Raw genomic sequence first — 12,079 nt, 5'->3', positions numbered from 1 at the left:
TCCATGTCGCATCAATCCGAACTGATCAGCGAGGACATCCTCGCCTATCTGGCCCAGCACGAACGCAAGGAACTGCTGCGCTTTCTCACCTGTGGCAATGTCGACGACGGCAAGAGCACCCTGATCGGTCGCCTGCTGCACGATTCCAAGATGATCTACGAGGATCACCTGGAAGCGATCACCCGCGATTCGAAAAGGGTCGGCACGACTGGCGATGAGGTCGACCTGGCGCTGCTAGTCGACGGCCTGCAGGCCGAGCGCGAGCAGGGCATCACCATCGATGTCGCCTATCGCTATTTCAGCACTGCCAAGCGTAAGTTCATCATTGCCGACACCCCTGGCCACGAGCAGTACACTCGCAACATGGCCACCGGCGCATCCACCTGCGATCTGGCGATCATCCTCATCGACGCCCGCTACGGCGTGCAGACCCAAACCCGCCGGCACAGTTTTATCGCCTCGTTGCTGGGTATCCGGCACATCGTGGTCGCGGTCAACAAGATGGATCTGATGGATTTCGATCAGGGCGTTTTCGAGCGTATTCAGGCCGATTACCTGCAGTTTGCCGAGCGCCTCGGCCTTAGGCCGAGTTCGCTGCATTTCGTGCCGATGTCGGCGCTCAAGGGAGACAACGTGGTCAACCGGAGCGAGCGGGCGCCCTGGTACCGGGGGCCATCGCTGATGGAGATCCTCGAGACTGTCGAAATCGCCGCCGATCGCAATCTGACCGACATGCGTTTCCCGGTTCAGTACGTCAACCGGCCCAACCTCAACTTCCGTGGTTTCGCCGGCACCCTGGCCAGCGGTGTCGTACACAAGGGGGACGAGGTCGCCGTGTTGCCGTCGGGCAAGACCAGTCGAGTGCGCTCCATCGTCACCTATGATGGTGAGCTGGAGCAGGCGATTCCCGGTCAGGCGATCACCTTGACTCTCGAGGACGAGATCGACGTGTCGCGCGGCGACATGCTGGTGCATGCCGACAATCGTCCACAGGTCGCCGACAGCTTCGAGGCCATGCTGGTATGGATGGCCGAGGAGCCGATGCTGCCAGGTAAGAAATACGACATCAAGCGCGCCACTAGCTATGTGCCGGGCAACATCGTTGCCATCGAGCACCGTATCGACGTCAACACTCTCGATCGTGCACCGGCCAGCGAACTGAAGCTCAATGAGATCGCTCGTGTTCGGGTCGGTCTGGATGCGCCCATTGCCCTCGATGGTTATGAGTACAACCGCACTACCGGTGCCTTCATCGTCATCGACCGGCTGACCAACGGTACCGTTGGTGCCGGTATGATCGTCGCCGAGCCTCTGTCCGGGCAGAACGTCGGTGGTCACCATGGGCTGCTACCCCACGTCAGCGCCGAGGAGCGTGCCACACGCTTCGGCCAGCGGCCGGTCACGGTTCTGTTCACCGGCCTGTCAGGCGCCGGCAAAAGCACCCTGGCTTATGCCCTGGAGCGCAAACTGTTCGATATGGGGCGCGCAGTATACGTACTGGACGGGCAGAATCTGAGTCATGATCTGAACACGGGATTGCCATTGGATCGTGCTGGGCGCGCCGAGAATTGGCGGCGTGCCGCCCAAGTAGCTCGGCAGTTCAACGAAGCCGGTCTACTGGCGCTCGCCGCCTTCGTCGCTCCGGATGCCGAGGGGCGTGCCCAGGCACGGGCTCTAGTCGGTGCCGAGCGCCTGATCACCGTCTATGTACAGGCTTCCCCGCTGGTCTGCCGTGAGCGGGATCCACAAGGCATCTATGCTACGGGAGGCGATCATATCCCCGGTGAGTCCTTCCCCTACGACATACCGCTGGACGCGGATCTGGTGATCGATACCTTGCATCTTTCGGTGGAAGAGGGGGTGAAGCAGGTGCTCGAGCTGTTGCGTAGTCGCGGCGCCCTTTAGGCCCGTCCACTCCCCACTCACAGCTGTCGGGGGAAGGTGGGGTGTCGACTTCCCTGGAGCCCGACTTTTGCAGCCTGCTAAGGTGCTTGCGGGCTTCGTCAGTCTCTACGGCGATGGGTGGTGCAAGCCTCTATAGGTGTCGTTGTGGTGGGTCGTTCGAGAAGGGAAAAGTCCCGCCAGGGCGGGGCCTGAAGCCTTGCAAGAGCTTCAGTGCTTGCCGCCCTTCAAGCCGAACTGTTCGTCCAGCATGCCGGGGGCATCGGCTAGCTTGGGAGCGTAATCCTTGGGAGCCTCGGGAGTCATTGCGCTGGACAGGCGCTCATGGTTGCCGAGGTTTTCTTCGTTTTGCAGCGCGGCAAGCAGACGCTGACGGGTCAATTCATCGAGTGCGAGACGGCTGGCGCCTTCTGACAGGTGTTCCTGAATCTCCGCATAACTCTGAGTGAGCTTCTTCACCAGGCTTGCGGTGGTGTTGAAATGGGTAATTACTTCACTCTGATAGGTATCGAAGCGTTCCTGCAGTTCGTCCAGTTGGCGTTGTGTCCGGCTGGGGACCGCATTGGGCAATAGACGGGCGGCAATGAAGCCGATGGTGATGCCGACGAGCAGGGTGAGGGCTGGTAGTAACCAAGCTATGAGCGTCTGTTCCACGATCCTTCCTCTATACGCTTCTTTTATTTTACGTTAGCGGCTCCAGGATGCCCTGTATAGCTGATCTAGACGCACGCGATGTTCCATGCCGGCAAATGGGTCCGGACTTGACCGTGTCATGGACAGTGTGCCGTCATTGGACAAGCCTTATCACGGCCCGCCCACGGGGCTGGCGGCGCAGCGCATTCCTGTGCTGCGCTCCCTTTGCAGGGCGCGGCGATCCAACCACGCCAGACGAGTCGGCCTCTGGCTTGCTCACGGAGATATAGTTTGTCGAATCGCGAAAACTCCCTTTTCATCGATGGACCCTGTGGCCCACTCGAGGCTCTTTACCTCGAGATACCGCAGGCCCGCGGCCTGGCGTTGCTCTGCCATCCTAATCCGGTGAAGGGTGGGACCATGCTGAACAAGGTCGTCTCCACCTTGCAACGTACCGCCCGGGATGCAGGCTACAGTACGCTGCGCTTCAACTATCGGGGCGTCGGCGCCAGCGCAGGCGATCACGACATGGGTAGTGGCGAGGTAGATGATGCCGAAGCAGTCGTCCGTTGGGTACGTGGGCAGTCGCCGCAGCTACCCTTGAATATTTTCGGCTTTTCCTTCGGTGGCTATGTCGCACTCAATCTTGCAGAGCGCCTGGCTGTACTAGGGCAGGTGCCCGAGCGGATGTTCCTGGTCGCGCCGGCGGTGATGCGCCTGGATCGTGCAACGATGGTTGTGCCACAGGGTAGTGACCTGACGATTATCCAGCCGGAACAGGACGAGGTGGTCAGCCCGCAATTGGTCTATGACTGGTCGGCAACCCTGCAGCGTCCCCATGAGTTGCTGAAAGTGGCAGAATGCGGGCATTTCTTCCATGGCAGGCTGGGCGAGTTGAAGGACTTGGTCAGTTCGCGCCTCTGATCACCGTGGACAAGCTCATACCATGACCACTCGAATCCTCACCGGCATCACCACTACCGGTACTCCGCATCTTGGCAATTATGCCGGTGCCATTCGCCCGGCAATCATCGCGAGCCGCGATTCCCAGGCCGACTCGTTCTATTTCCTCGCCGACTATCACGCATTGATCAAGTGTGACGACCCGGCGCGCATCCAGCGCTCGCGCCTGGAAATTGCCGCTACCTGGCTGGCCTGCGGACTCGATGCGCAGAGGACGACTTTTTACCGGCAGTCGGACATCCCCGAAATTACCGAACTGACCTGGCTACTCACCTGCGTGACGGCCAAGGGGCTGCTCAACCGCGCGCATGCCTACAAGGCCGCGGTGGACAAGAATCTGGAAGCCAAAGAAGACCCGGATACCGGGGTGACGATGGGCTTGTTCAGCTATCCAGTGCTGATGGCGGCGGACATTCTGATGTTCAACGCGAACAAGGTGCCGGTCGGCCGCGATCAGATCCAGCACGTGGAAATGGCACGCGACATCGGACAGCGCTTCAACCATCTGTTCGGTCGGGGACGGGAACTCTTCACCCTGCCAGAGGCGGTGATCGAGGCAGAGGTCGCTACCCTGCCGGGACTCGATGGCCGCAAGATGTCGAAGAGTTATGACAATACCATTCCGCTGTTCGGCTCCAGTCGCCAGTTGAAAGATGCCATTGCCCGCATCGTCACCGATTCGCGGGAGCCGGGCGAGCCGAAGGATCCGGACGGCTCGCATCTGTTCACGCTCTACCAGGCATTCGCCACGCCCGAGCAACTCGACGAATTTCGTGCCGATCTGCTGGCCGGTCTCGCCTGGGGCGAGGCCAAGCAGCGTTTGCTCCAACTACTGGAAAACCAGTTGGGCGAGGCTCGTGAGCGCTACCAAACGCTGATTGCGAGACCGTTTGACTTGGAGGACATTCTTCTCGCCGGTGCGGCAAAGGCGCGCAGGATCGCCACTCCTTTCCTTGGAGAGCTGCGCGAGGCGGTCGGGTTACGCTCGTTCCGCACTGAGGCGCACAGTCAGACTGCCAGTGGCAGGAAGAAGGCAGTGAAAACTGCGCGTTTCGTCAGTTTTCGTGAGCCCGACGGAAGTTTCCGCTTCCGTTTTCTAGCCGCCGATGGCGAGGAGTTGCTGTTGTCGCGGCCTTTTGACGATCCCAAGGCTGTGGGGCGGATCAGCCAGCGGTTGATTGCCCTGGGGGCAGATGCGCTCGAACTGCGTGCCGACGAAGGCGCCCAGTTCAGTCTCTGGCTAGATGGCGAATGCATAGCCGACAGCCCGACGTATGCCGATCCGGATGCTTTGGAGGCAGCCATGTTGCGTCTGCGGGAAGCGATTTCAGGGCTTGCCGATTGATCGCCGTGCGACTTTGTACCGTACCGGATTTACGCTTTTCGGCCCGGACCGACGGTCGCGAACCTTTGAACCTTGATGAGGGTGGCCCGTTTTGAACGACTTGACGACATTCCCAACAGACGAGAGCGCCGCCAAGGCGGCCTCTTCACGACTTTATCCCGACTCCGCCATGACACCCCTTGAGCGTTATCAAGCCGACTTGAAACGCCCCGATTTCTTCCACGACACCGCTCAGGAAAATGCGGTGCGTCATCTGCAGCGCCTCTATGACGACCTGGTCGGCGGCGGTCCGCAGGCAGCGGCCACGGGCAGCAAGCTCGGCTTGTTCGACAGGCTGCTCGGCAAGAAGTCGCAGACTCAGCAGAAGCAGCCAATCAAGGGGCTCTATTTCTGGGGAGGGGTGGGGCGTGGCAAGACCTATCTGGTCGACACTTTTTACGACGCTCTACCCTTTGAACAGAAGATGCGTACCCACTTCCATCGCTTCATGAAGCGGGTGCACGAGGAAATGAAAACCCTCAAAGGCGAGAAGAATCCGCTGACCATCATTGCCAAGCGTTTTGCCAACGAGGCACGGGTCATCTGCTTCGACGAGTTCTTCGTATCCGATATCACCGATGCGATGATTCTCGCTACCTTGTTGGAGGAGCTGTTCAAGAATGGCGTGAGTCTGGTGGCTACTTCCAATATCGTGCCGGATGGCCTCTATAAGGATGGCCTGCAGCGTGCCCGTTTCCTGCCGGCGATCGCCCTGCTCAAGGTGCACACGGAGATCGTCAACGTCGACAGTGGCATCGATTATCGCTTGCGCGCCCTGGAGCAGGCCGAGTTGTACCACTGGCCGCTGGATGCTGAGGCGGAGGAGAGTCTGGAGCGCAGCTTCAAAAGCCTGCTCACCGAGCGTTGTGCCGTCAAGGAGAACGATGCCCTGCTGATCGAGAACCGTGAGATTCGCGCACGCAAGACTGCTAATGATGTAGCTTGGTTCGAGTTCCGCGAATTGTGCGACGGTCCACGCAGTCAGAACGATTACATCGAGCTGGGCAAGGTCTTCGAGGCAGTATTGCTGTCCAATGTCGAACAGATGAATGTCTCTAAGGATGACATGGCACGACGTTTCATCAACCTGGTTGATGAGTTTTATGATCGCAACGTCAAATTGATCATTTCTGCCGAAGTCGAACTCAAGGATCTTTATACTGGTGGTCGTCTGGAGTTCGAATTCCAGCGGACACTGAGCCGTCTGCTGGAAATGCAGTCCCACGAGTTCCTCGCACGGCCACACAAGCCGTGATCGACAGGGGCCGCGTGAGCGGCCCCGTCATTTGTGGCTGGCGTACTTTGCTTCGATCAGGCTGTGCTGGGAGGGGATTCAAGGTATGTCTGCGCCTCTGGTTGTGCCCGACTCGCCTTTCGGTGACTGGGATGGCACGCCCGCCGGAGCCCGTCTTCTGCAGCAGGAACTGGCCGGGCAGGTTGTATTGAGCGATGATTTTCTCGATCTGGGCCTGATAGCCGGCGTGGATGTCGGTTTCGAAGAGGGTGGGGGTGTCACGCGAGCGGCGGCGGTACTGCTCGATGCCAATACCCTGGGAGTGCTTGCCGAGAGTCTGGTACGCATTCCGACTTCTATGCCCTATATTCCGGGATTGCTGTCCTTTCGCGAGCTTCCTGCCGTTCTGTGCGCCTTGGCGGAGTTGCCGCGGGTTCCTGACCTGATTTTCTGCGATGGGCAGGGGATAGCTCATCCACGCAAATTGGGCATTGCGGCCCATCTGGGGGTAGTCAGCGGCCTGCCAACCATTGGTGTGGCCAAGAAGATTCTCGTTGGTACCCATGCGGAGTTGGGTTCCCAGCGCGGAGATCAGGTTCCCCTGATGTATCGGGGCGAGGTGCTGGGAGCGGTGCTGCGCAGCAAGGATCGGGTGCGTCCCCTGATCGTTTCTCCGGGGCATCGCGTCAGTCTGGCCAGCGCGCCACGATTGGTCATGGCTTGTGTTACGCGTTATCGCTTGCCCGAGCCGACCCGTTTGGCTGATCGGCTTGCTTCGCGCAGAGCCTGATAAACAGTGACCGGCCGGATCTGGGCGGCGAATGGTCGGCCAACGGGGCAAGTGCTTCAAGGACTGTTGGCGAGCTAGGGTGGAGTTCCGTTTCCTTTGGAAAAATGGTTGCTATTTTCTTGGTGATCGGTATGATTTGAGAGATTTTCTGGCGAGGATGCCTAGCCCGCTGGAAATCAGGTAGGGGATGCCTAGCCTACCGACCTCCCGCCGTTGCGGACGCGCTGACCCGAGCCCCCGATAGCGTCTGTTTCCGGCCGCCTCGACCTTGTCAAGGCAAGCACCATTCAGTACGATTCGCCCCCCTTATTTTCAGGGTGGCCCCTGAGGCTATAACGAATGAAAACTTTTACTGCGAAACCGGAAACCGTTAAGCGCGACTGGTATGTCGTCGACGCTGCCGGCCAGACCCTGGGTCGTCTGGCTACTGAGATCGCTAGCCGTCTGCGCGGCAAGCACAAGCCTGAATACACTCCGCATGTGGATACCGGTGATTACATCGTCGTGATCAATGCCGAGCAAGTACGGGTTACCGGTGCTAAGAGCAGCGACAAGATTTACTATTCCCATTCCGGTTTTCCGGGCGGTATCAAATCCATCAGCTTCGAGAAGTTGATTGCCAAGGCGCCCGAGCGCGTGATCGAGACTGCGGTCAAGGGCATGCTGCCGAAGAGTCCACTGGGTCGCGACATGTATCGCAAGCTGAAGGTGTACAAGGGTGCCGTTCACCCGCATACCGCTCAGCAGCCTCAAGAACTGAAGATTTAAGGGGATAGCTCATTATGTCGGCGACTCAAAACTACGGCACTGGCCGTCGCAAGACTGCTACCGCTCGCGTCTTCCTGCGTCCGGGCACTGGCAAGATTTCCATCAACAACCGCTCTCTCGAGCAGTTCTTCGGTCGCGAAACCGCTCGTATGGTGGTTCGTCAGCCGCTCGAATTGACCGAAACAGTGGAAAAGTTTGATATCTATGTCACTGTCATCGGTGGCGGTGTCAGCGGTCAGGCTGGCGCCATTCGTCACGGCATCACTCGCGCTCTGATCGAGTATGACGAGACTTTCCGCAGTTCGTTGCGCCATGCTGGCTATGTGACGCGCGATGCCCGTGAGGTCGAGCGTAAGAAGGTTGGTCTGCGCAAGGCGCGTAAGCGTCCGCAATACTCCAAGCGCTGATTCCGGCGCTTTCAGGAAGCACCCGGTACTCGTCGAGTACCGGGTGTTTTTTTATGTCCGGAGTTTTTGTACCTGGAGAGGTTCTGCGACAGTTTATTGCAACTCAGATACCGCTCTTTGCAAGCGCCGCGACATTATTGTATCCGGCTATTACCTTGTCAGACCTAAGGGTTTTCTTTAACATTTTGCCGTTTTTTCGCGCGCCTCGTTTTTTTATTACAGGTCTGGGTAACGGACCGCAGAGTTGATGGGAGACAACTGAATGAGCAATGACGGCGTGAATGTCGGCCGGCGTCGCTTCCTAGTTGCAGCCACCTCAGTGGTGGGTGCGGCAGGAGCGGTGGGGGCTGCGGTCCCATTCGTGGGATCTTGGTTCCCAAGTGCCAAGGCCAAGGCTGCAGGTGCACCGGTAAAGGTGAATGTCAGCAAAATTGGGCCAGGGCAGCAAATAGTGGCTGAATGGCGTGGCCAGCCGGTGTTTATCGTCCGCCGTACCGAGGAGATTCTCACTAATCTGAAGAAGGTTGAGTCTGCCGTGGCCGACCCTGATTCCGCTGCCTCGGTTCAGCCAGCCTATGTCGACCGGAAACTGCGCTCGATCAAGCCCGAGATCCTGGTGCTGGTCGGCCTCTGCACTCACCTGGGGTGCTCTCCTTCCTTCCGTCCCGAGGTTGCGCCGGCGGATCTGGGGGGCGACTGGGTGGGGGGCTACTTCTGTCCCTGTCATGGTTCCAAGTACGATTTGGCCGGTCGTGTCTACAAGGCACAGCCCGCGCCCTTGAACCTGCCGGTACCTCCGCATTCCTATGAATCGGATGATGTAATCATTGTCGGCGTGGATCAGGAGAAGGCGTGATGAGCAAGTTCATGGAGTGGATCGATGCCCGCTTTCCCGCTACTTCGATGTGGGAAGACCATCTATCCAAATACTACGCACCGAAGAATTTCAACTTCTTCTACTTCTTCGGCTCTCTAGCGTTGCTGGTGCTGGTCAACCAGATCCTCACCGGTATCTGGCTGACCATGAGCTTCACCCCGTCCGCCGAGGAGGCCTTCGCTTCTGTCGAATACATCATGCGCGATGTCGAGTACGGCTGGATCATTCGCTATCTGCACTCCACTGGCGCTTCGGCGTTCTTCATCGTGGTCTACCTGCATATGTTCCGTGGGTTGCTCTATGGTTCCTACCAGAAGCCGCGCGAGCTCGTGTGGATCTTCGGTATGCTGATCTACCTGTGCCTGATGGCCGAGGCCTTCATGGGCTATCTGTTGCCTTGGGGCCAGATGTCCTATTGGGGGGCTCAGGTCATCATTTCCTTGTTCGGCGCCATTCCGGTGATCGGCGAGGATCTGACCCAATGGATCCGTGGCGACTATTTGATCTCCGGCATTACCCTGAACCGCTTCTTCGCTCTACACGTCATTGCATTGCCGATCGTTCTGCTTGGTCTGGTCGTTCTGCATATCCTGGCCCTGCATGAGGTTGGCTCCAACAACCCTGACGGTATCGAGATCAAAAAGAACAAGGATGCCAATGGCAAGCCGTTGGATGGCATTCCTTTCCATCCTTATTACACCGTGAAAGACATAGTCGGTGTAGTGGTGTTCCTCTTTGTCTTCTGCGCTGTGGTGTTCTTCTTCCCGGAAATGGGCGGATATTTCCTCGAGAAGCCGAATTTCGAGCAGGCCAATGCCTTCAAGACACCTGAACATATCGCGCCCGTCTGGTACTTCACGCCATTCTACGCGATCCTGCGCGCCGTTCCGGACAAGCTGCTTGGCGTTATCGCCATGGGAGCGGCTATCGCCGTCCTATTCGTTCTGCCTTGGCTGGATCGCAGTCCTGTCAAGTCCATGCGCTATAAGGGCTGGCTGAGCAAGTTGTGGCTGCTGGTATTCTGTATCTCTTTCCTGATTCTCGGTGTGCTTGGGGTGCTTTCTCCTACGCCAGGTCGCACCCTTCTGTCGCAGGTATGCACGGTTCTGTACTTCGCATTCTTCATCCTGATGCCTTTCTATACCAGGATGGAAAAGACCAAACCGGTTCCGGAAAGGGTGACTGGCTGATGAAAAAGCAATTTGCTGCGTTAATTCTTGCAATCCTGCCAGCCTTTTCCTTTGCTGCGGGGACCGCTGTCGAACTGGACAAAGTCGACGTTGATCTGGCTGATAAGGCTGCCATGCAGGATGGCCTGCGGACCTTCGCCAACTATTGCATGGGTTGTCATAGCGCCCGTTTCCAGCGCTATGAGCGGGTAGCCAGGGACTTGGGCATTCCGGAAGAGGTAATGCTGGAAAATATCATTTTCACCGGTGCCAAGATTGGTGACCACATGAAGATCGGTATGCGCCCGGAGGATGCCAAGGTCTGGTTCGGTGCGGCGCCGCCGGATCTGACACTGGTCGCCCGTGTGCGTGGCAACGATTGGCTCTATAGCTATCTGCGCAGCTTCTATGAAGATCCGTCACGTCCTTTGGGAGTGAATAACACGGTTTTTCCAAACGTTGGCATGCCTAACGTGTTGGCTGGTCTGCAGGGGCGTCAGGTCTTCGGTTGCAAGCAGGTTCAGGTGGTTGAGGGTGGCAAGAAGCAATATGACCCGCTCACGGGGGCGGAGATTACCCATGAAGCTTGCGATCAACTGACCATTCTGCCGAAAACCGGCACACTGACCTCCGAAGAGTTCGACGAGAAGGTAAAGAATTTGGTGACCTTCCTCGCCTATTCGGCCAACCCGGTCAAGCTGGAAAGCCAGCGAGTCGGTGGTTACGTGCTTCTGTTCCTGGCGGTCTTTTTCGTGTTCGCCTATCTGCTCAAGCGCGAATACTGGAAAGACGTGCACTGACGTATCGCACTTGCACCTGTAAACACACGCGTCCTCGGGGCGCGTGTGTTTTTTATTCCGAAAATACGACCTGCAACCGAGGGGCTGGGCATGACCAAACGGTTGATCTGTTACTCCGACCCGGCTGACCACTATTCCCATCGTGTGCGGATGGTGCTTGCCGAGAAGGGGATTGTCGTCCAGATCCTGGACATAGATACGGGGCAGGACTCGGACAAGCTTGCCGAGCTCAATCCCTATGGCGCGTTACCCACGTTGATGGATCGTGATTTGCTCCTGTACGAGCCGGGGGTGATCATGGAGTATCTTGAGGAGCGTTATCCGCATCCGCCGTTGCTACCGGTGTATCCTGTCGCCCGTGCCAACAGTCGTCTACTGATGCATCGTATCCAGAGCAACTGGTGCGTTCTGGTCGATCGGATTTTGAATGAGCGTAGCGATGGGGGCGGTTGCAATCAGTTGCGCAGGGAGCTGCGACAGAGCCTGCTCGAAGTCGCTCCTTTATTTGCTGAAAAACCTTATTTTCTTAGTGACGAGCCAAGCTTGGTGGACTGCTGTCTCTTGCCGCTTCTCTGGCGGCTACCGCTATTGGGTATAGAGCTTCCACGCAGTGCAAGGCCTCTGCTCGAATACATGGAGCGCCAGTTCGCTCGCCAGGCCTTTCAGGTCAGCCTGTCCGCTGTCGAACGCGATATGCGGCCAACATGAGGAGGTGATATGAACTCCAGTCGTCCTTATCTGCTGCGTGCGCTCTATGAGTGGATCGTCGATAACGATTGCACGCCTCACTTGCTGGTCAATGCCGAGACGCCGAATGTACAGGTTCCGGCCGGTTACGTGAGCGATGGGCAGATTGTCCTCAATATTTCTCCCAGCGCTGTGAGGCATTTGCATATGGACAATCAGGGGGTAAGTTTCGAAGGCCGCTTCGGTGGTGTCGCTCATAGCCTGTTCATACCGCCCGAAGCCGTCATGGCTATCTATGCGCGCGAAAATGGCCAAGGCATGGTTTTCGAGGTTGAGCCACCGGCTGCGGAGGGAGGTACTGGCCCCGACGATGATGGGCCTTCCGGTGGCGAGCCGCCGCGGCCGGCTGGGCGCCCGAGCCTGAAGGTGGTCAAATAGTTCATACAAGAGGCGATCCCTCGGGAT

General features: G+C 58.0%; 13 protein-coding genes. 12 read left to right on the top strand and 1 reads right to left on the bottom strand.

The genetic code is table 11. The annotated features are described in order from the left end of the window. The first annotated feature begins 3 nt into the window (after window positions 1–3). Entirely contained in the window at window positions 4–1,905 is a 1,902-nt protein-coding gene (gene cysN, locus ACGI6K_RS16090) for a sulfate adenylyltransferase subunit CysN (protein ID WP_376948595.1), read from the top strand. A 207-nt stretch (window positions 1,906–2,112) separates the two neighbouring features. Here cysN and ACGI6K_RS16085 read toward each other — a convergent pair whose 3' ends face one another. Further along, on the bottom strand, window positions 2,113–2,556 hold the full coding sequence (locus ACGI6K_RS16085; RefSeq protein ID WP_376948593.1) for a YhcB family protein: 444 nt from the start codon (window positions 2,554–2,556) through the stop codon (window positions 2,113–2,115). A gap of 270 nt (window positions 2,557–2,826) precedes the next feature. Here ACGI6K_RS16085 and ACGI6K_RS16080 point away from each other — a divergent pair, with 270 nt between their 5' ends. From ACGI6K_RS16080 to ACGI6K_RS16030, 11 genes are all read left to right on the top strand, one after another. Further along, a complete protein-coding gene (locus tag ACGI6K_RS16080; protein ID WP_376948591.1) occupies window positions 2,827–3,459 on the top strand; it encodes an alpha/beta hydrolase in 633 nt (210 codons plus the stop codon). 22 nt (window positions 3,460–3,481) lie between these two features. Beyond that, window positions 3,482–4,843 carry a tryptophan--tRNA ligase gene (locus tag ACGI6K_RS16075; protein ID WP_376948589.1) on the top strand — a complete coding sequence of 454 codons (1,362 nt, stop codon included), beginning with the start codon at window positions 3,482–3,484 and terminating at the stop codon, window positions 4,841–4,843. Window positions 4,844–5,012: 169 nt separating this feature from the next. Beyond that, window positions 5,013–6,137 carry a cell division protein ZapE gene (gene zapE, locus ACGI6K_RS16070; RefSeq protein ID WP_376948587.1) on the top strand — a complete coding sequence of 375 codons (1,125 nt, stop codon included), beginning with the start codon at window positions 5,013–5,015 and terminating at the stop codon, window positions 6,135–6,137. Window positions 6,138–6,240: 103 nt separating this feature from the next. Beyond that, entirely contained in the window at window positions 6,241–6,906 is a 666-nt protein-coding gene (gene nfi / locus ACGI6K_RS16065; RefSeq protein ID WP_376948712.1) for a deoxyribonuclease V, read from the top strand. 339 nt (window positions 6,907–7,245) lie between these two features. Continuing rightward, window positions 7,246–7,674: a 50S ribosomal protein L13 gene (gene rplM, locus ACGI6K_RS16060; protein WP_376948585.1), complete on the top strand. Its 429-nt coding sequence runs from the start codon at window positions 7,246–7,248 to the stop codon at window positions 7,672–7,674. Between the two features lie 14 nt (window positions 7,675–7,688). Further along, window positions 7,689–8,081 carry a 30S ribosomal protein S9 gene (gene rpsI, locus ACGI6K_RS16055; protein WP_012699951.1) on the top strand — a complete coding sequence of 131 codons (393 nt, stop codon included), beginning with the start codon at window positions 7,689–7,691 and terminating at the stop codon, window positions 8,079–8,081. A 262-nt stretch (window positions 8,082–8,343) separates the two neighbouring features. Beyond that, window positions 8,344–8,937 (top strand): ubiquinol-cytochrome c reductase iron-sulfur subunit, encoded by a 594-nt coding sequence (gene petA / locus ACGI6K_RS16050; RefSeq protein WP_376948582.1) that lies wholly within the window; start codon window positions 8,344–8,346, stop codon window positions 8,935–8,937. Next, window positions 8,937–10,148, top strand: a complete 1,212-nt coding sequence (locus ACGI6K_RS16045) for a cytochrome b (RefSeq protein WP_376948580.1) — start codon at window positions 8,937–8,939, stop codon at window positions 10,146–10,148. The genes petA and ACGI6K_RS16045 overlap by 1 nt, the downstream gene beginning before the upstream one ends. Further along, window positions 10,148–10,927, top strand: a complete 780-nt coding sequence (locus tag ACGI6K_RS16040; protein WP_376948578.1) for a cytochrome c1 — start codon at window positions 10,148–10,150, stop codon at window positions 10,925–10,927. Before ACGI6K_RS16045 ends, ACGI6K_RS16040 begins: the two co-directional genes overlap by 1 nt. 84 nt (window positions 10,928–11,011) lie before the next feature. After that, window positions 11,012–11,635, top strand: coding sequence for a glutathione S-transferase N-terminal domain-containing protein (locus ACGI6K_RS16035; RefSeq protein ID WP_376948710.1), 624 nt, complete (start codon window positions 11,012–11,014; stop codon window positions 11,633–11,635). Between the two features lie 9 nt (window positions 11,636–11,644). After that, complete coding sequence (locus ACGI6K_RS16030; RefSeq protein ID WP_376948576.1) at window positions 11,645–12,052, top strand: ClpXP protease specificity-enhancing factor; 408 nt, start codon at window positions 11,645–11,647, stop codon at window positions 12,050–12,052. Window positions 12,053–12,079 lie beyond the last annotated feature (27 nt).

The sequence above is a fragment of the Azorhizophilus paspali genome (genome assembly GCF_043587585.2).
Lineage (GTDB): Bacteria > Pseudomonadota > Gammaproteobacteria > Pseudomonadales > Pseudomonadaceae > Azotobacter > Azotobacter paspali.
The sequence above is the reverse complement of the archived record's forward strand: the minus strand, read 5'-3'. Positions and strand labels throughout refer to the sequence as shown.

Excerpts from the sequence above, each read along its gene's own strand:
- ACGI6K_RS16030 (WP_376948576.1), top strand. The coding sequence starts at position 11,645 with ATGAACTCCAGTCGTCCTTATCTGCTGCGTGCGCTCTATGAGTGGATC.
- rplM (WP_376948585.1), top strand. The coding sequence starts at position 7,246 with ATGAAAACTTTTACTGCGAAACCGGAAACCGTTAAGCGCGACTGGTAT.
- rpsI (WP_012699951.1), top strand. The coding sequence starts at position 7,689 with ATGTCGGCGACTCAAAACTACGGCACTGGCCGTCGCAAGACTGCTACC.
- petA (WP_376948582.1), top strand. The coding sequence starts at position 8,344 with ATGAGCAATGACGGCGTGAATGTCGGCCGGCGTCGCTTCCTAGTTGCA.
- ACGI6K_RS16045 (WP_376948580.1), top strand. The coding sequence starts at position 8,937 with ATGAGCAAGTTCATGGAGTGGATCGATGCCCGCTTTCCCGCTACTTCG.
- ACGI6K_RS16075 (WP_376948589.1), top strand. The coding sequence starts at position 3,482 with ATGACCACTCGAATCCTCACCGGCATCACCACTACCGGTACTCCGCAT.
- ACGI6K_RS16040 (WP_376948578.1), top strand. The coding sequence starts at position 10,148 with ATGAAAAAGCAATTTGCTGCGTTAATTCTTGCAATCCTGCCAGCCTTT.
- zapE (WP_376948587.1), top strand. The coding sequence starts at position 5,013 with ATGACACCCCTTGAGCGTTATCAAGCCGACTTGAAACGCCCCGATTTC.
- cysN (WP_376948595.1), top strand. The coding sequence starts at position 4 with ATGTCGCATCAATCCGAACTGATCAGCGAGGACATCCTCGCCTATCTG.